Below are 18,286 nucleotides of genomic sequence, written 5' to 3'. Positions count from 1 at the left end.
CCCCGACGGGGATTACCACTGATAACTGACGAAAATTTTACCGTTGCGACCGTCCTGCGGAATGCCCTGCGGTGACCAGTAGGCTTTATCAAAGGCGTTCCCCAGTACGAGGGTGGTGGTGATGCCTTTGAACTGCTGCTGGCCTTTGTAGCTGACGTAGAAGTCGTTAACCGCATAGCCCGGCTGCTCGCTGTAGCTGCTGCTGATGTGCGTTGAACGTTCGACGAAGGTGCCGATCCAGCCCACGGAGAAGCCGCTTTGCGCCACCGGGATATCCAGCTTGCTGGTGACGGTGTCCGGATTAATGCTGGAGATATATTCGCCCGTGTCGGTATCTTTCCCGCGCGTGCGGTTGTAGGCCACGTCGAGGTTGAACAGACTGGTCGAGTAGGTCGCCATCATGTCCCAGCCCCAGATTTTGGCGTTTGGCACGTTGTAGGACATGGTGGTGGCCGCCGCAAAATCGACGGTGGTGGAGATGTAATCTTTCGCTTTGGTGTCGAAGTAGCTGGCTTTGAACTCCAGCGCGTCGTTGGCGAGCATGAGATCGTCAAAACGCAGCCCAAAACCGAACTCCTGGGTTTCGTTAGTTTCCGGACGCAGGTTCGGGTTCGGCACCCAGTAGTTGGTGTAGAAACTGCCGATGGAGAAGTGCTTCGAGTCGTTATACATCTCGCCCATCGTTGGCGCGCGGAAGGCCTGAGCGTAAGACCCGAACAGCATCAGCCAGTCGGCTGGACTCACGGTTAACCCGGCGCGTGATGACCACTTATCCGCATCCACGTCGTCGTAACCGCTGCTGCTGCCGCGGTAGTTGTCGTAACGCGTCCCGCCGAGAAGCATTACCGGCAGGTCGCGCAGGGTGATCTCATCCTGCAACCAGCCGGAGCTAAAGTCGATCTTCGCGTCCGGGAAGCCGGTGGTCGCGCCGCCAGGGTGTTGCTCCTGACGATAGTATTCCCCGCCGTAGGTCAGCAGGTGCGAGGCAAAAGAGTCGCTGAACAGGCGGGTGCGGTTTTCCACTTTGCCGCCTTTGGTGGTCTGCTTACGGAACTCGCCGCTGGCGTCAATGTTCTGGGCGTTGATCCGTGCTTCGGACCAGTAGATTTTCGCATCGGCGTTCAGCCAGTCGTTTCCGGCGGGCGCTATGCGGTAGCCAAGCTGAGCATCGCGCTGAATGGTGGAACGGTCGGTCATCGGGTTACTGCTGTTGGCATCCGTGGTCTGCGGATTTTTTGGCTCCTGCGCGTCGTTGTTGTAGTAGCGCAGGGAGCCGCTCAGGGTCTGAGCCGGGTCGATTTTCCAGCTGCCTTTCGCCAGCATATTGTTGATGGACTCGTCGTTTGGTGCCCTCGCGCCGTCGCTCTGGCGAATGTCGCCGCGATCGCGGCTGGACCAGGAGACCAGGCCGTCAAGGGTATCGGTGCGGCCATAGGCGCTGGCACCCATTCCGATGCTGCGATCGCCCGTCGCGCCGGTAGCAAACACGCGATAGCCGCTGTGTTTACCTGCGTCCAGCAGATCGCTGGCGTCGACGGTATCATACGAAATCACGCCACCCAGCGCGCCGCTGCCGTACAGCAGAGCGGAAGGACCGCGCACCACTTCAATACGTTTGATCAGCGCCGGGTCGAGGAACGTGCTGTTCAGGTGTCCGGTATCGGTACCCTGGCGTACGCCATCCACCAGCACCAGCACGCCACGGCGGTCGTAACCGCGCAGGTTAACGTCCTGGCCGTTGGTGCGACCGGTGCCGTCCAGCATCAGGCCAGGCACCTTGCGCAGCAGGTCGGCGGCGGAGCTGGCGGTCTGGTTTTCCGGGGCGGTGGCGTCAATCACGCTCACCATCATGGGGGCTTCAAAGGCGCTGCGGGCATTGCCGGTGGCGGTAACGGTGATATCGTCTGCGGCGGCAAACGCAACGCCCGGCAGGGTGCTGACAATCGCCAGCGCCAGAAGGGACGGGCGTAAAGACGCGGATTGCAGGTGTGGCATAGCAACTCTCCATAAGAATTGAAAAGCGCTGGCTGCCTGGGGATCACCTGGGTGGCTGGCGAAGGTTTTGTCTGGTTTATTTTGTCAGGATCAGTTTTCCGGCATTGGTCTGGCGCAGCAGATAGTGCTGGCCGTCATGCTCGATAATCACCCGGCCTTCCTCACCCAACAGGCTTTTGCTGTCGATGCGGCGATCGGTGGAAGCAGGGGATGGCGCTGTGGGTGTTTTTACTGGCGTTGCTGCGCTGTTATCGGTCGGTGACATAATGTTTATAAATAACAATCAATGTAACAATGATAATCATTATCAATAAACTGCATTTTCACAGCAAGCGTTTTTGTGAAAATTGTGTGACGGGATCAAAATTGTGCAATGAAACGCCCGGTGGCGGCTACGCCTTACCGGGCCTACAACGGCACGAANNCCCCCCCCCCCCCCCGCGGCCCCCCCCCCCCCCCCCCCCCCCCCCCGCCGCGCCCCCCCCCCCCCCCCCCCCCCCCCCCCGCCCCCCCGCGCCCCCCCCCCCCCCCCCCTAGCCGCCACCCGGCAAGGGTTTAAAATCGAGAATCAACCGCCGCAGCCAGCTTCTCCAGCAGCCGTTCGCTGTCTTCCCAGCTCAGGCAGGGGTCGGTAATCGACTGGCCGTACACCATGTGCTGTCCGGCCACGATCTTCTGGGTGCCTTCTTTGATAAAGCTCTCCGCCATAATCCCCGCAATGGCGGTCGAGCCGCTGCGGATCTGCTGGCAGACTTCATCGCAGACGTCCAGCTGGCGGCGGTGCTGTTTCTGGCAGTTGCCGTGGCTGAAATCCACCACCAGATGCTCCGGCAGGTCAAACTCCGCCAGTGTTTCGCAGGCGGCGGCAATATCTTCCGCGTGGTAGTTCGGCTTTTTACCGCCGCGCATAATGATGTGGCCGTAAGGGTTGCCGCTGGTCTGGTAGATGGTCATCTGGCCGTTTTTATCCGGAGAGAGGAACATATGGCTGGCGCGCGACGCGCGGATGGCATCGACGGCAATTCGGGTATTGCCGTCAGTTCCGTTTTTAAAGCCCACCGGGCAGGAGAGCGCCGACGCCATTTCACGGTGGATCTGGCTTTCGGTGGTGCGCGCGCCAATCGCGCCCCAGCTGATGAGGTCGGCAATAAACTGTCCGGTCACCATATCCAGGAATTCGGTGGCGGTCGGCACGCCCAGCTCGTTAACCTGTAGCAGCAGCTTGCGCGCCAGGGCAATACCGTGATTCACCCGGTAACTGCCGTTCAGATCGGGATCGGAAATCAGCCCTTTCCAGCCCACCACGGTGCGCGGCTTTTCAAAGTAGGTACGCATCACGATCTCCAGCCGATCCTGATACGTTTCGCGCAGCGTCTGAAGGCGTTTCGCATAATCCATCGCCGCGTCCAGGTCGTGAATGGAGCAGGGGCCAATCACCACCAGAAGACGTTTGTCTTCACCATTGAGAATTTTTTCGATGCGACGACGGGAGGCCGTCACATGGTCCGCCACCTCGGGGGAAACGGGGTGCAACTGTGCCAGTTCAGCCGGTGTGACCAGGCTATCAATGCGCGCAGTGCGAAGTTCGTCGGTTTTGTTCATGGAATGTCTCAGAAATTTTTTGCTTCATCGGCAGACTACCGGGAAGTGATGGGCATCACCTTAAACCAATCCCTGCTGATTTCAAGTTCGGGGCGCGTCGCCCCGAGGATGAGCGTAATCATAACTGAAACTGAATTAATGTACTAGCATATTAGTACATGCGGCGATTCAGCCCCATGATGTCGAGGATTTTGGTGGCAATTTCTTCTACCGAATAGTTGGTGCTGTTCAGCCAGGGGATCTGGTTTTTTCGGTACAGCGCTTCGACTTCGGCGACTTCCATTCGACACTGGCGCATCGAGGCGTAGCGGCTGTTCTCGCGACGTTCTTCGCGGATCGCCGCCAGACGTTCCGGGTTGATGGTCAGCCCAAACAGCTTATGCTGGAGCGGCTTGAGCGCGGCAGGCAGCACCAGGTTATCCATATCATCGGCAATAAAGGGGTAGTTGGCGGCGCGAATGCCAAACTGCATCGCCAGGTAAAGGCTGGTGGGGGTTTTACCGCAGCGCGACACGCCGAGCAAAATGACCTGCGCCTGATCCAGATTGCGCAGCGAGATCCCGTCGTCGTGCGCCAGGGTATAGTCAATGGCGGCAATACGCGCATCGTATTTGGTCAGGTTGCCGGGGTTTAGTCCGTGAGTACGGTGGGCGATGGGCGTCGGGTCGAGCTTCAGCTCGCTTTGCAGCGGTGCAACCAGCGCCTGCACGATGTCCTGACAGAACCCTTCGCTTTGCAGAATGATGTTGCGGATCTCGGGGATCACGATGGAATAGAACACCAGCGGACGAACGCCGGTCTGCTGATAAATGGCGTCGATCTGGTCCTTGACCGCTTTGGCCCGGCTCTCGTTTTCCACAAACGGCAGCGTGATGCTGTTTATCGACACGGGAAACTGCGACATCACCGCGTGGCCCAGCACCTCGGCGGTGATCGCCGTCCCATCAGAAATATAAAAAACGTGGCGATCGACAGCATTATCCATTTTATTCACCCTGAATAGCGTACGTAATTGCCTGAAAGCATAAATTAAAAAAGTTAATTTCACAGCTAAGAACTTATCTGAATTTAAAATGAAATGGTGTTTTTGATTTTCCTGAAAACCGGATTTCATTTTCCGAATAGCGGCTTTATTTCTATGGTTTCTGGCGGAATCTATAGGAATCATCGGGTTAGCAAGCGTATGGAAAGTGTCCGAAAAGTTGAAAATTAAAATTGCTTACACGATTCACCGTTTTTTTAGCGGAAATAAATATGCCAGTATAAATACGTAGTCAGGTGTTTCTTACTCCGATCAAATATCACAAAAGGATTGTTTCGATGTCCAACAATGGCTCGTCACCGCTGGTGCTTTGGTATAACCAACTCGGCATGAATGATGTAGACAGAGTTGGGGGCAAAAATGCCTCCCTGGGTGAAATGATTACAAATCTGTCCGGTATGGGTGTCTCCGTACCAAACGGGTTTGCCACAACCGCCGATGCGTTTAACCTGTTTTTAGACCAGAGCGGTGTAAACCAGCGCATTTACGACCTGCTGGATAAAACGGATATTGATGACGTGACCGAGCTTGCCAAAGCCGGCGCGCAAATCCGCCAGTGGATTATCGACACACCTTTCCAGCCGGAACTGGAAAAAGCCATTCACGACGCGTACAACCAGCTCTCCGCTGACGACGCGCAGGCCTCCTTTGCCGTGCGCTCCTCCGCCACCGCAGAAGACATGCCGGACGCCTCTTTCGCCGGTCAGCAGGAAACGTTCCTGAACGTTCAGGGCTATGACGCGGTGCTGGTGGCGGTGAAGCACGTCTTCGCCTCCCTGTTCAACGACCGCGCCATTTCCTATCGCGTGCATCAGGGCTACGACCATCGCGGCGTCGCGCTTTCTGCTGGCGTGCAGCGCATGGTGCGATCCGACGTAGGATCGTCCGGCGTGATGTTCTCGATTGATACCGAATCCGGCTTCGACCAGGTGGTGTTTATCACCTCCGCGTGGGGCCTGGGTGAGATGGTGGTGCAGGGGGCAGTGAACCCTGACGAATTTTACGTTCACAAGCCAACGCTTGCGGCAAACCGCCCGGCGGTGGTGCGCCGTACCATGGGCTCGAAAAAAATCCGCATGATCTATGCCCCGACGCAAGAGCACGGCAAGCAGGTCACGATTGAAGATGTGCCGCAGGAGCAGCGCGACCGCTTCTCCCTGACCGACGCCGAGGTGGAAGAGCTGGCGAAGCAGGCGGTACAGATTGAAAAACACTATGGCCGCCCGATGGACATCGAGTGGGCGAAAGACGGCCACACCGGCAAGCTGTTTATCGTGCAGGCGCGTCCGGAAACCGTCCGTTCTCGCGGTCAGGTCATGGAGCGTTACACCCTGCACGCTCAGGGCAAAATTGTTGCGGAAGGCCGCGCGATTGGTCACCGCATCGGTGCCGGTCCGGTGAAGGTGATCCACGACATCAGCGAAATGAACCGCATCCAGCCCGGCGACGTGCTGGTGACCGACATGACCGACCCGGACTGGGAACCGATCATGAAGAAAGCGGCCGCCATCGTCACCAACCGCGGTGGACGCACCTGTCACGCGGCAATCATCGCCCGTGAGCTGGGGATCCCGGCGGTCGTCGGCTGCGGTGACGCGACCGAACGCATGAAGGACGACCAGAAAGTGACGGTCTCCTGCGCTGAAGGCGATACCGGGTACGTGTATGCCGATATCCTCGACTTCAGCGTGAAAAGCTCCAGCGTGGATACCATGCCGGACCTGCCGCTGAAGATCATGATGAACGTCGGTAACCCGGACCGCGCGTTTGACTTCGCCTGCCTGCCGAACGAAGGCGTGGGCCTGGCGCGTCTGGAATTCATCATCAACCGCATGATTGGCGTTCACCCGCGCGCGCTGCTGGAGTTCGACGACCAGGACGCGAAGCTGCAAAACGAAATTCGCGAGATGATGAAGGGTTACGACTCGCCGAGAGAGTTCTATGTTGGCCGCCTGACGGAAGGGATCGCCACGCTCGGCGCGGCCTTCTACCCGAAACGCGTGATCGTGCGCCTGTCGGACTTTAAGTCCAACGAATACGCCAACCTGGTGGGCGGCGAGCGCTACGAGCCGGAAGAAGAGAACCCGATGCTGGGCTTCCGCGGCGCAGGCCGCTACGTGTCAGAAAGCTTCCGCGACTGCTTCGCGCTGGAGTGCGAGGCGGTGAAACGCGTGCGCAACGACATGGGGCTGACCAACGTGGAGATCATGATCCCGTTCGTCCGTACCGTGGATCAGGCGAAAGCGGTGGTGGACGAGCTGGCGCGTCAGGGGCTGAAGCGCGGCGAGAACGGGCTGAAGATCATCATGATGTGTGAAATTCCGTCCAACGCCCTGCTGGCAGAGCAGTTCCTGGAGCACTTCGACGGCTTCTCCATCGGCTCGAACGACATGACGCAGCTGGCGCTGGGTCTCGACCGCGACTCCGGCGTCGTCTCTGAGCTGTTCGACGAGCGTAACGAGGCGGTGAAAGCGCTGCTCTCCATGGCCATTCGCGCGGCGAAGAAACAGGGTAAATACGTTGGCATTTGCGGTCAGGGTCCGTCTGACCACGAAGACTTTGCGGCCTGGCTGATGGACGAGGGGATTGATAGCCTTTCCCTGAACCCGGACACCGTGGTGCAAACCTGGCTGAGTCTGGCGGAACTGAACAAGTAAAACCGGTATAACCTGAAAAAGGCGAGGATATCTGTCCTCGCCTTTTTTATTTTCCTGCGAATATGCTCACCATCACAAATAAAGCAAAAAACCAAATATCATAATTTACCTGTTAATTTAGACAATTGTTAGCGGGCAAGGCGTTGCTAATACTTGAGCCTTACCGCGTGCATCCTTCGGGATGATGCGCGACTGGTTGAAATACGTTTTAACCTGATAAAAAGGCAAATAACAATGACAATCTCCTCTGTATTACGCACCAAAGATAAAATAGGTTATGGCCTGGGTGATATGGCCAGCGCGCTGGTCTGGCAAACGGCAACGTTATTTCTCGCTTATTTCTATACGGACGTATTCGGTTTGCCAGCGGCCATTATGGGCACCATGTTTTTAGTGGTGCGCGTGGTCGATGCGTTTGTCGACCCGTGCATTGGCGCGCTGGTGGATCGCACTCAGACGCGCCACGGTCGTTTTCGCCCCTGGCTGCTCTGGTTTGCCATTCCGTTTGGCGTGAGCTGCCTCATTACCTTCTACGTGCCGGATGCCGGGGCGACGGCAAAAATTGTCTATGCCTGCGTGACGTATGCCATCTTGAGCCTGATCTACTCCGCTATTAACGTGCCTTACTGCGCCATGCCCGGCGCGCTGACGCTCGACCCGCGCGAGCGCCACTCGCTGCAATCCTGGCGCTTTGGCCTGTCGTTTATCGGCGGGTTGATTGTGACGGTTATTGCGCTGCCGCTGGTCTCATTATTAGGCCAGGGTAATGTGCAGAAAGGCTATTTCTATGCCATGAGCCTGATGGGGCTGCTGGGGATTATTTTATTCTTCTGCTGCTTCTTTATGACCCGTGAGCGCTACTCTCCGCGCAATGATACCTCCGGCTCGATGCTGACGGATTTAAAACTGCTGGCCGGCAACAGCCAGTGGCGAATTGTTTTTCTGTTTAATATTTTACTGTTAACCGCCGTCGTGACGCGCGGCTCGGCGACCATGTATTACGTTAACTATGTTCTGTTACGTCCCGATCTGGTCTTTGCCTTTATTGTTTCCGGCATGGTGGCATCCCTGAGCGGCGCATTATTATCAGAACGCCTGCTGGGGAAATTCGACCGCGTGCGTGCCTATCAGTGGACCATTATTTCCTTCGTTATTTTTGGCGCGCTGATTTTCTTCATTCCCCCTTCGCAGGTGTGGCTGATATTCGGTCTGAATATTGTATTTAGTTTTATTCAGAACCTGCCCACGCCGCTGCAATGGACCATGTTCTCAGACGTGGTGGACTACGAAGAGCACCGCAGCGGCCGCCGCCTGGACGGTCTAGTCTTCTCTACCGCCCTGTTTGCCATCAAGTTTGGGCTGGCGCTGGGTGGGGCAGTGGTCGGTTGGGTGCTTGGCATGGTGGATTACGCTCCCGGACAGGCAAACCAGGCCCCTCACGTACTCGCAACGATCAACGCGCTGTTCACCCTGATCCCCTGCGCGCTGTTCCTGTGCATGGTGGCGTTCCTTGCCATCTACAAACTCAACAGCCGGCTGGTGGACGCCATCGCCCGGGAGCTGGCCAGCAAACGCGATATTCGAAACGATGCGGGGCAGCTTAGCCCGGCAGCGCAATCCGCACTACAGGAGTAAACCATGACTGCGATCTACAGGGACGCGGGACGTCCCGTACACGAGCGTGTCGCCGATCTACTGGCGCGTATGACCCCGGAAGAGAAATTTGCCCAGATGCACGCATACTGGCTGATCCTCGATGAAAACGGCAACCATCGCGAGCGCAGCGATCTGAGCGATGAATTCGCCGGTGTAAGCGAACAGGCGTCCCTCAGCGAAAGGCTGAAGCTGGGCGTCGGGCAGATCACCCGTCCGCTCGGCACGCACATTGTCGATGCGAAGACCGGCGTCCGTGCTGCCAACCGCCTGCAACGCCTGATGATGGAGGAGACCCGGCTCGGCATTCCGGCGCTGTTCCATGAGGAGTGTCTGGTCGGCTTGCTGTGTAAAGACGCCACGCTCTTCCCGTCGTCGCTGAACTACGGTTCCACCTGGGACCCGGCGCTGGTGCAGCGCGCGGCGGAGCAGATTGGCAAAGAGGCCCGCTCAGTCGGGTGCCAGCAGGGGCTGGCCCCGGTGCTGGACGTCTCCCGCGACGTACGCTGGGGACGTACGGAAGAGACATTTGGCGAAGATCCGTGGCTGGTGGGGGTGATGGCCACGGCGTACGTGAAGGGGTTGCAGGGTGACAAGCGCGATCTGCTGGCGACCCTGAAGCATTACGTGGGCCACTCGTTCAGCGAAGGGGCGCGCAACCATGCCCCGGTCCATCTCGGCTTCAGCGAGCTAAACGATACTTTCCTGCTGCCGTTTGAGATGGCGGTCAAGCTGGCCAACGCCGGTTCGGTGATGCCAGCCTATCACGACATCGATAATCAGCCGGGCCACAGCGACCATTTCCTGCTCACCACCGTTTTGCGCGAGCAGTGGGGCTTCGACGGCATTATCGTGGCGGACTACGGCGGCGTCAGCCTGCTGCACCAGCACCACGGAATTTCTCACGATCCAGCGGAATCGGCTGCGCTGGCGTTTAACCCGGGCTGGACGTGGAGTTGCCGAAGGATGACTGCGCGCGCCACCTGGCGGAAGCGGTAGAGCGTGGGCTCATCTACATGGCGAAGGTGGATGAGATTGTGGCGCGCGTGCTGGGTGAAAAATTCCGCCTCGGGCTGTTTGAAAACCCGTACGTCGATGAAGACGGTATCGATTTGCAAAGCGAGGCGACCCGACAGGCGGCGCGCGAGGTAGCAACCACATCGATAACGCTGCTGGAAAATAACGGCATTTTGCCTCTCGGCGGCAAACCGCGTGTAGCGGTGGTCGGGCCGACGGCAGACGATCCGCTGGCGCTACTGAGCGGCTACAGCTTCCCGGTTCACCTGATCATCAGCGATATGGTTGAAGAGACCTCGCAGGTGACCACCCCGCGCGCGGCGCTGGAGCAGTACCTTGGCGCATCGCAGATACGTTACGCGAAAGGGTGTCACATTATTGAAAAACGGATGGCGGGCGCGCCGGTTTTCCCGGGCGACAGCGGCGGTAAGCCGATGCAGCAGTCGCCGGTGTCACAACGCACGGATCTGATCCCCGACGCCGTGAGCGCTGCACAAGCGAGTGACGTAGTGGTGGCCTGCGTTGGCGACCTTGCCGGGCTATTCCAGAGCGGCACCGTGGGGGAAGGCTCGGATACCGATTCGCTGGCGCTGCCGGGCGTGCAGCAACAGCTGCTGGACGCGTTGGTGGCAACCGGCAAGCCGGTGATTGTCGTCATGACGGGCGGGCGTCCTTATAACCTTCAGGGGCTGGAAGAGAAGGTGGCCGCGCTGATAATGGCCTGGGCGCCCGGGCAGGAAGGCGGTTGGGCAATTGCCGATGTGTTAACCGGCCGCGCCGAACCGCAGGGCAGGCTGGTGGTGAGCGTGCCGAAAAGCGCCGGGGCGATGCCGTACTACTACAATCACAAGTTGAAAAGCGGGGGCACGCCGTTTGCCTTCCATTTCGGCGCGCGTTACCCGTTTGGTTACGGGCTCGGCTGGACGCAATTTAGCTGGGGAGCGGCACGGCTGGCTGAAAGCCGCGTCCCGATCGCTGGAGAGGTGACATTCAGCATCGATATCACCAACGCCGGCGAGCGCAGCGGTAGTGAAGTGGTGCAGGTCTACGTGCGCGACAAGGTCGCGACGCAGGTTCGTCCGCTTCAGGAGCTGAAAGCGTTCCAGCGCGTTACGCTTGCACCGGGAGAAACCGCCACGCTGACCTTTACTCTGCCGGTGGAGATGTTCAATTTCACCCGCCGGGACGGGAAGCGAATTGTCGAGCCAGGGGAGTTTGAGCTACAGGTTGGCGCTTCCTCGGTTGATATTCGCGAGGTTGTGACGGTGCAGGTGACCGGGGAGACGCGGGTGCTGGCGGGTGACTGGCAGATGCTCAGCCGCTGTGACATTACGCGGACGTAAAAGGATAAAAAAAAGCCCATCGTGGGAGATGGGCAAAGACTACACACAGCAATTCGTTGTTTCACTCAGGGGATTTCCATGCTTATAAATCAAGGTGTTGATTTATAACCGTGTCTTAATAGTAGGCATGGCAGGTTTTTGAGTCGATCGGATTCGTCTCAATAGTTAAAGGTAGGTAAAGATTTCTTGAAGAGAATGACGGTTTTAGGCTGGAAAAGGCGGGTCTGACCAGTGTGCAGAGAATAAATAGTTTAGCAACGTTTAAGTATTGCTGCGAAGAGTGTAGGCCGGGTAAGCGCTGGGGCTACCCGGCATAAAACCTTACTGCGCGTTCTTGTCTTCCAGCTCTTCTAGTTCCCTTAACATGACGTCCGGATCGGTTCCCGGCGGCGGCACTTCATGCACCCAGGCGGAGAAGAGACGCCAGGTTACCGCAAGCAGCACTGGACCGATGAACAGACCAATCATGCCGAAGGCAATCAACCCCCCGATCACCCCGGACAGGATCAGGATCAGCGGCAGGTCAGCGCCCATGCGAATAAGCAGCGGGCGAATCACGTTATCCATGGTGCCCACCACGCAGCTCCAGACCAGCAGCACTGTGCCCCAGGTCGTATCACCCGTCCAGTAAAGCCAGATAATGCAGGGGACCAGTACCAGCAACGGACCAAGCTGCGCCAGACAGGTCATCAGCATGACGACGGTGAAAATAGTGGCATAAGGGACGCCGGAGATCGCCAGCCCGATACCGCCAAGCACCGCCTGCACCAGCGCCGTCACCACCACGCCAAGCGCCACCGCGCGAACGGCCTGGGCTGCCAGCAGTACGGCCGCGTCGCCGCGTTTCCCTGCCAGCCGGGTAGCGAAATGACGTACGCCCAGCGCAACCTGCTCGCCGCGCCAGTAGAGCAGGGCGCTGAAGAGCAGCATCAGCGCACAGTGCATCATAAAGCGGCCAACGTGGGCGGCCTGACCCACAAACCAGGTGGTGGTCGTGCCGATGTACGGACGCACTTTCGCCATCAGCGCGCTGCCGCCCATCTCCAGCAGGCTGTGCCAGCCGCTGTACAGTTTAGCGCCCACGACCGGAATGCTGTTCAGCCACGCGAGATCCGGCAGCGTCATGTCACCGCTGGTGACCGCGCGAATAACCGGGCCGCTGCTGTCCACCAGGCTATTCACCAGCAGTGCAATGGGAATAATAAACAGCAGGAACAGCAGCAGCGTCATCACCATTACGGCGAGGCCGCGACGACCAAACAGCAGTTTCTGCAAGCGTAAGAGTAAAGGCCAGGTGGCGACAACAACGGTAGCGGCCCAGGCAAAGCCGAGCACGAAAGGCCGAACAATCCACAGACACGCAATAATCATGAGGGCCAGGAACAGCACCGACAGTAAAATTTGCGCAACATCCCTGGGCTGGCGAAGGTTGACCATAAATAAAACTTTCCTTAAAAGAACGCCAGTCTGACTGGCGAGAACGTAAACCGCATCTCTTTAATCATTAATGATCTCAGCGATTTTTGACAGGCGAATTCTGCCTGTAATTCTGCTGAGCGTATAAGAAAAAAATGTGATAAAAAGTTGTGATACAACGCAAACGATTCCCACCACTCTCATTAGGGACGATAGTCATGATCCCACAGATTTCTCAGGCACCTGGCGTCGTTCAGCTGGTGCTTAATTTTTTGCAGGCACTGGAGCAACAGGGTTTTACAGGCGATACCGCCACCGATTATGCCGACAGGCTGACGATGGCGACCGATAACAGTATCTACCAGCTTCTTCCCGATGCCGTCGTTTTCCCGCGCTCTACCGCGGACGTGGCGCTTATCGCCCGCCTGGCATCGCAGGAGCGTTTCACCTCTCTGGTCTTTACCCCGCGCGGCGGCGGTACGGGCACCAACGGGCAGGCGCTGAACCAGGGCATCATCATTGATATGTCCCGCTATATGAACCGCATCATTGAGATCAACCCGGAAGAGGGGTGGGTGCGCGTGGAAGCGGGTGTGATCAAGGACCAGCTCAATCAGTTTTTAAAACCGTACGGCTATTTTTTTGCGCCGGAACTGTCCACCAGCAACCGCGCGACCCTTGGCGGGATGATCAACACCGATGCCTCCGGGCAGGGCTCGCTGGTCTACGGTAAAACCTCCGATCACGTGATGGGGGTGCGGGCGGTGCTGCTGGGGGGTGATATTCTCGACACCCAGCCGATGCCGATCGAACTGGCCGAAACGCTGGCAAAGGAGAGCACCACCAGCGGACGGATTTATCGCACCGTGCTGGAGCGCTGTCGCGAAAATCGCGAACTGATCCTCGACAAATTCCCGAAGCTAAACCGCTTCCTGACGGGGTACGATCTGCGACATGTCTTCAACGACGACATGAGCCAGTTCGATCTTACCCGCTTATTGACCGGGTCAGAAGGTACGCTGGCCTTTATCACCGAAGCGCGTCTGGATATCACCCCGCTGCCGAAGGTGCGCCGTCTGGTGAACGTCAAATACAACTCGTTTGACTCCGCGCTGCGTAATGCCCCGTTTATGGTGGAAGCGCGGGCGCTGTCGGTGGAAACCGTTGACTCTAAGGTGCTGAATCTGGCCCGGGAAGATATCGTCTGGCACTCGGTGAGCGAGCTGATTACCGACGTGCCGGATAAAGAGATGCTCGGCCTGAACATCGTTGAGTTTGCCGGGGACGACGCAGAGCTCATTGAGAACCAGGTGAGCACACTCTGCCAGCGGCTGGACGAGCTGATTGCGCAGGGCGAGGGCGGCGTCATTGGCTGGCAGCTGTGTAACGATCTCGCCGGCATCGAGCGCATCTACGCGATGCGTAAAAAGGCGGTGGGGCTGCTCGGCAACGCGAAAGGGGCGGCGAAGCCGATTCCCTTTGCGGAAGATACCTGCGTGCCGCCGGAGCATCTGGCTGACTACATCGTTGAGTTTCGCGCGCTGCTCGACGGTCATGGCCTGAGCTATGGCATGTTCGGGCACGTTGACGCGGGCGTGCTGCACGTGCGCCCGGCGCTGGACATGTGCGATCCGCAGCAGGAGATCCTGATGAAGGAGATCTCCGACGAGGTTGTGGCCCTGACGGCCAAATACGGCGGTTTGCTGTGGGGCGAGCACGGCAAGGGGTTCCGCGCCGAGTACAGCCCGGCCTTTTTTGGCGAACAGCTCTACGCCGAGCTGCGTAAGGTGAAGGCCGCGTTCGATCCTGATAACCGCCTCAACCCGGGAAAAATCTGCCCGCCGGAGGGCGTTGATGCGCCGATGTTGCAGGTGGATGCCGTTAAGCGCGGCACCTATGATCGCCAAATTCCGATTGCGGTGCGCGCTTCCTGGCGCGGCGCGATGGAGTGTAACGGCAACGGGCTGTGCTTCAACTTCGATGTGAAAAGCCCGATGTGTCCGTCGATGAAAATTACCAGCAACCGCATCCACTCCCCGAAGGGACGCGCGACGCTGGTGCGAGAATGGCTGCGCCTGCTGGCCGATCGCGGCATTGATCCGCTCAAGCTGGAGCAGGAGCTGCCGGAAAAACGCGCCAGCCTGCGCGGGCTTATCGAACGCACCCGCAACAGCTGGCATGCGAATAAAGGCGAATACGATTTCTCCCACGAGGTGAAGGAGGCGATGTCCGGCTGCCTGGCGTGCAAGGCGTGTTCAACCCAGTGCCCGATTAAAATCGACGTGCCGGAGTTCCGTTCACGCTTCCTCCAGCTGTACCACACGCGTTATCTGCGCCCAATGCGCGATCATCTGGTGGCGACGGTCGAGAGCTACGCGCCGCTGATGGCCCGTGCGCCAAAAACCTTTAACTTCTTTATCAACCAGCCGCTGGTGCGCAAGCTTTCCGAAAAACATATCGGGATGGTCGATCTGCCGCTGCTCTCTGTTCCCTCGTTGCAGCGTCGGCTGGTGGGGCACCGCTCGGCGAATATGACCCTGGAACAGCTGGAGGCACTCTCGCCGGAGCAGAAAGCGAAGACGGTGCTGGTGGTGCAGGATCCGTTTACCAGCTACTACGATGCGCAGGTGGTGGCGGATTTTGTCCGTCTGGCGGAGAAAATGGGCTATCAGCCGGTGGTGCTGCCGTTCTCGCCGAACGGTAAAGCGCAGCATATCAAAGGCTTCCTGACCCGCTTTGCGAAAACCGCGCAGAAAACTTCAGACTTCCTGAACCGCGTGGCGCAGCTCGGCATGCCGATGGTTGGCGTCGATCCGGCGCTGGTGCTCTGCTATCGCGACGAATATAAGCAGACGCTCGGCGATACGCGCGGTGATTTTCAGGTCTTACTGGTCCACGAGTGGCTGCCTGCGGTGCTGAAGCAAACGGACGCTCAGGAGGCCAGCGGAGAATCCTGGTATCTGTTTGGGCACTGCACTGAAGTGACCGCGCTGCCGACGGCGCCTGCCCAGTGGGCATCTATCTTCGCCCGCTTTGGTGCGAAGCTGGAAAGCGTCAACGTGGGCTGCTGCGGTATGGCTGGCACCTACGGTCATGAAGTCAAAAACCACGCCAATTCCCTCGGCATTTATGAGCTGTCGTGGCATCAGGCAATGCAGCGCCTGCCGCGCAACCGCTGTCTGGCAACGGGGTACTCCTGTCGCAGCCAGGTGAAGCGGGTGGAAGGTAACGGTGTGCGCCATCCATTGCAGGCTTTACTGGAGATTATGGGATGATCTGGAAACGTGCGGTCACGCTGGAGGCATTAAATGCCATGGGTGCAGGAAATATGGTCGGCTTACTGGATATCCAGTTCACGCGCATTGGCGACAACGAACTGGAGGCGACGATGCCGGTAGACAGCCGTACGCATCAGCCGTTTGGCCTGTTGCACGGCGGCGCGTCCGTCGTGCTGGCTGAAACGCTCGGCTCAGTCGCAGGCTACCTGTGCACGGAAGGGGAGCAGAAGGTGGTCGGGCTGGAGGTCAATGCCAACCACATCCGCGCCGTTCGCAGCGGGCGCGTGCGCGGCGTTTGCCGTGCGCTGCACGCCGGAGGCCGTCATCAGGTGTGGCAGATCGATATTCTGGACGAGCAGGATCGCCTGTGCTGTTCGTCCAGGCTGACGACGGCCGTTGTGTAAAGTTTCCAGATGTCTTGTTTTTGGTCAAAAAATAGCCGTCCGGTTGTGATATACTGGTCACGTTTTGAACATAAGCGAGGACATCATGGATACTGAAATAACCCCAACACGACTGGCAATTGAATATTTACGTCGCGATAAAAGCAACCTGTCTCCAGCGCAGTACCTGAAGAAGCTGAAACAGCTTGAGCTGGAATTTACGGATTTGCTGGCGCTCTCTTCAAACGAGCTGAAAGAAGAGATCTACTTTGCCTGGCGGTTGGGCGTTCACGTCCATTAAGCAGTGAAGAAAAGGCCGCAAGCGCGGCCTTTTTTGTGCCCGAAACTCAGTATTTGGCCGGCAGTTTGTTAATTTTAATGAGCCGGCCTTCTTCCATTTCGATAAACCCGCCCGTTTTCAGGTCAGCAAGTATCCGCATTACGCCGCTTCGGGAAAGCTGGGTTTTATCCCTGATATACTTTTCCGCCGTCACGCTGCACCGGTAGCTGTCATCTTCCTGCATCAGCAGCATGAGCTGCTGACGAATCATCTCGTAGGCCGTTGGTGCGCCTTTCGGCATGACGTTGTGATAGAGGCGGTTATAGACAAACATAAGATGTTTAGAAAGCAGCCCCCACAGCGCCTTCTCTTTAATAATGTCAGCCACGCGGTCGGTCGTGAGCACACCGATCAGGCAAGGCGTCACCGTTCTGAGATAATCGTTAAAATAAATGTCCGTCAGGTTAGCGAGGCCAAACAGGGCGGGACTGCGCGCCGTTGAAAGCATCATGTCGTCGCTTCTTCTGTAGATGGCGATCGTGCCCTCAAGAATTAAATAACACATGCTTTGCCCGTTAACCTGAAGATCGAGCTGTTCACCGCGATCGGTTTTATGCGTGGTGCAGTGCGGCTGTAAATGAGAAATCAGTTCCTGGGCATAGGGAGAGCCGCGATGCGATGGTTTGTCAGAAAACATAGCGTTAACCTGGAAAGAGACTGTACTTTCTATAGTGTCGCTCTTCTTTTCCACCTTCTCCAGAGATAAATACGGCCTCAGTACTTACGGGGTAAATGGTGGATCTCGATTAGCACGCCGCGCTCCATGGTGATGTATTTCCCTGTCCGCAACTCCGCCAGGATCCGCATAATACCGCTGCGTGAAAGATAGGTGCGGCTTTTGATGTAGGCCGCGGCGGTTATGTTTTGTCTTATGGCTTCCGGCTCCTGCATCAGTTCTACCAGCTGAAAGCGAATGATGTCATAAGCCGACATTTGCGAAATCTGGGCACAATGCTCGTAGACGCGCGAGGCGGTATAGATCAGCAGGTTTGAGAAATGCTCCCATAAATTCTGTTGGGCAATAACATGATTAAAACGTGCCAGCGAAACGCGAGCTACCTCTGCGGTTTCCAGCGCTCTGACGTACAGGTGTTCAGACGAAAACTGGCTGCTTACGCCGAGTATAAACGGCGCGGATTCAGAATTTAAAACAATGCCGTCACCGCGGCGGTGCAAGGCCACGCTGCCGTGTAACAGTAAAAAACACAGACGGGTATCACCGGAGTAATAATGGATAACGTCCCCTTTAGCCATAATGCATCTCTCCGCATGCGGCAGAACATTATCGATTATTTTTTCAATGTGCTTAAAAGGCTTAGCGCCCAGCGCTGTTGACTTATCAACTTCTGGCTCGGGGGCGAATCGGGTATTCATTTGAGACCTCACTCACTCATGCGATCATTTTTTGATCGGCATGAAGAATTATCTTAAAAAACAGTGGGTCAGGGAATGTTTTCGGCAAGTCTAATTATAGACTTGTCTTTTTTTAGGAGTTAATTAATTGAATTTAAAATATTTTTAACTCAGGTCTAAAAGTAGACTGTGACCATTATTCTTAAT

The 18,286-nt window shown here is 57.3% G+C and carries 12 protein-coding genes, 1 other RNA gene and 1 pseudogene; 6 read left to right on the top strand and 8 right to left on the bottom strand.

Annotated elements, in window-relative coordinates; translation table 11 throughout:
- Window positions 1–12 precede the first annotated feature (12 nt).
- From IM267_RS04315 to ppsR, 4 genes are all read right to left on the bottom strand, one after another.
- Complete coding sequence (locus IM267_RS04315) at window positions 13–1,995, bottom strand: TonB-dependent hemoglobin/transferrin/lactoferrin family receptor (RefSeq protein ID WP_193032881.1); 1,983 nt, start codon at window positions 1,993–1,995, stop codon at window positions 13–15.
- 76 nt (window positions 1,996–2,071) lie between these two features.
- The gene (gene hemP / locus IM267_RS04310; RefSeq protein ID WP_193032880.1) at window positions 2,072–2,260 is read right to left on the bottom strand and encodes a hemin uptake protein HemP; all 189 of its coding nucleotides are present in this window, start codon (window positions 2,258–2,260) and stop codon (window positions 2,072–2,074) included.
- A 290-nt stretch (window positions 2,261–2,550) separates the two neighbouring features.
- Window positions 2,551–3,597: a 3-deoxy-7-phosphoheptulonate synthase AroH gene (gene aroH / locus IM267_RS04305; RefSeq protein WP_107535182.1), complete on the bottom strand. Its 1,047-nt coding sequence runs from the start codon at window positions 3,595–3,597 to the stop codon at window positions 2,551–2,553.
- Window positions 3,598–3,748: 151 nt separating this feature from the next.
- On the bottom strand, window positions 3,749–4,582 hold the full coding sequence (gene ppsR, locus IM267_RS04300) for a posphoenolpyruvate synthetase regulatory kinase/phosphorylase PpsR (protein WP_063448964.1): 834 nt from the start codon (window positions 4,580–4,582) through the stop codon (window positions 3,749–3,751).
- A gap of 335 nt (window positions 4,583–4,917) precedes the next feature.
- Here ppsR and ppsA point away from each other — a divergent pair, with 335 nt between their 5' ends.
- From ppsA to IM267_RS04285, 3 genes and pseudogenes are all read left to right on the top strand, one after another.
- The gene (gene ppsA, locus IM267_RS04295; protein WP_017384643.1) at window positions 4,918–7,296 is read left to right on the top strand and encodes a phosphoenolpyruvate synthase; all 2,379 of its coding nucleotides are present in this window, start codon (window positions 4,918–4,920) and stop codon (window positions 7,294–7,296) included.
- Window positions 7,297–7,530: 234 nt separating this feature from the next.
- A complete protein-coding gene (locus IM267_RS04290; protein ID WP_193032879.1) occupies window positions 7,531–8,931 on the top strand; it encodes an MFS transporter in 1,401 nt (466 codons plus the stop codon).
- Window positions 8,932–8,934: 3 nt separating this feature from the next.
- Window positions 8,935–11,309, top strand: a pseudogene (locus IM267_RS04285) (glycoside hydrolase family 3 N-terminal domain-containing protein).
- 4 nt (window positions 11,310–11,313) lie between these two features.
- Here the strand turns inward: IM267_RS04285 and rprA are convergent.
- An RNA gene (gene rprA, locus IM267_RS04280) (antisense sRNA RprA) lies at window positions 11,314–11,421 on the bottom strand.
- 209 nt (window positions 11,422–11,630) lie between these two features.
- A complete protein-coding gene (gene ydiK, locus IM267_RS04275; protein ID WP_063866486.1) occupies window positions 11,631–12,746 on the bottom strand; it encodes an AI-2E family transporter YdiK in 1,116 nt (371 codons plus the stop codon).
- Window positions 12,747–12,943: 197 nt separating this feature from the next.
- On the opposite strand from ydiK, the gene IM267_RS04270 reads away from it, so the two are divergent.
- The 3 genes from IM267_RS04270 (at window position 12,944) to IM267_RS04260 (ending at window position 16,687) form a co-directional block, all read left to right on the top strand.
- Window positions 12,944–16,000, top strand: a complete 3,057-nt coding sequence (locus IM267_RS04270) for an FAD-binding and (Fe-S)-binding domain-containing protein (RefSeq protein WP_193032878.1) — start codon at window positions 12,944–12,946, stop codon at window positions 15,998–16,000.
- Window positions 15,997–16,407, top strand: a complete 411-nt coding sequence (gene menI / locus IM267_RS04265; protein WP_131636812.1) for a 1,4-dihydroxy-2-naphthoyl-CoA hydrolase — start codon at window positions 15,997–15,999, stop codon at window positions 16,405–16,407. Before IM267_RS04270 ends, menI begins: the two co-directional genes overlap by 4 nt.
- An 85-nt stretch (window positions 16,408–16,492) precedes the next feature.
- Window positions 16,493–16,687: a YdiH family protein gene (locus IM267_RS04260; protein WP_063448958.1), complete on the top strand. Its 195-nt coding sequence runs from the start codon at window positions 16,493–16,495 to the stop codon at window positions 16,685–16,687.
- 46 nt (window positions 16,688–16,733) lie between these two features.
- Here the strand turns inward: IM267_RS04260 and IM267_RS04255 are convergent, their stop codons facing one another.
- Both IM267_RS04255 and IM267_RS04250 read right to left on the bottom strand, forming a co-directional pair.
- Window positions 16,734–17,363 (bottom strand): helix-turn-helix domain-containing protein, encoded by a 630-nt coding sequence (locus IM267_RS04255; protein ID WP_193032877.1) that lies wholly within the window; start codon window positions 17,361–17,363, stop codon window positions 16,734–16,736.
- 77 nt (window positions 17,364–17,440) lie between these two features.
- Window positions 17,441–18,100 (bottom strand): winged helix-turn-helix transcriptional regulator, encoded by a 660-nt coding sequence (locus IM267_RS04250; RefSeq protein WP_112792900.1) that lies wholly within the window; start codon window positions 18,098–18,100, stop codon window positions 17,441–17,443.
- Window positions 18,101–18,286 lie beyond the last annotated feature (186 nt).

The organism is Enterobacter cloacae complex sp. P15RS, from assembly GCF_014895905.1.
In the GTDB taxonomy this organism is placed as follows: Bacteria; Pseudomonadota; Gammaproteobacteria; order Enterobacterales; family Enterobacteriaceae; genus Enterobacter; species Enterobacter quasihormaechei.
This window is presented reverse-complemented; position numbering and strand designations above follow the sequence as displayed.

Excerpts from the sequence above, each read along its gene's own strand:
- IM267_RS04250 (WP_112792900.1), bottom strand. The coding sequence starts at position 18,100 with ATGAATACCCGATTCGCCCCCGAGCCAGAAGTTGATAAGTCAACAGCG.
- IM267_RS04260 (WP_063448958.1), top strand. The coding sequence starts at position 16,493 with ATGGATACTGAAATAACCCCAACACGACTGGCAATTGAATATTTACGT.
- ydiK (WP_063866486.1), bottom strand. The coding sequence starts at position 12,746 with ATGGTCAACCTTCGCCAGCCCAGGGATGTTGCGCAAATTTTACTGTCG.
- IM267_RS04270 (WP_193032878.1), top strand. The coding sequence starts at position 12,944 with ATGATCCCACAGATTTCTCAGGCACCTGGCGTCGTTCAGCTGGTGCTT.
- hemP (WP_193032880.1), bottom strand. The coding sequence starts at position 2,260 with ATGTCACCGACCGATAACAGCGCAGCAACGCCAGTAAAAACACCCACA.
- IM267_RS04290 (WP_193032879.1), top strand. The coding sequence starts at position 7,531 with ATGACAATCTCCTCTGTATTACGCACCAAAGATAAAATAGGTTATGGC.
- ppsA (WP_017384643.1), top strand. The coding sequence starts at position 4,918 with ATGTCCAACAATGGCTCGTCACCGCTGGTGCTTTGGTATAACCAACTC.
- ppsR (WP_063448964.1), bottom strand. The coding sequence starts at position 4,582 with ATGGATAATGCTGTCGATCGCCACGTTTTTTATATTTCTGATGGGACG.
- menI (WP_131636812.1), top strand. The coding sequence starts at position 15,997 with ATGATCTGGAAACGTGCGGTCACGCTGGAGGCATTAAATGCCATGGGT.
- IM267_RS04315 (WP_193032881.1), bottom strand. The coding sequence starts at position 1,995 with ATGCCACACCTGCAATCCGCGTCTTTACGCCCGTCCCTTCTGGCGCTG.
- aroH (WP_107535182.1), bottom strand. The coding sequence starts at position 3,597 with ATGAACAAAACCGACGAACTTCGCACTGCGCGCATTGATAGCCTGGTC.
- IM267_RS04255 (WP_193032877.1), bottom strand. The coding sequence starts at position 17,363 with ATGTTTTCTGACAAACCATCGCATCGCGGCTCTCCCTATGCCCAGGAA.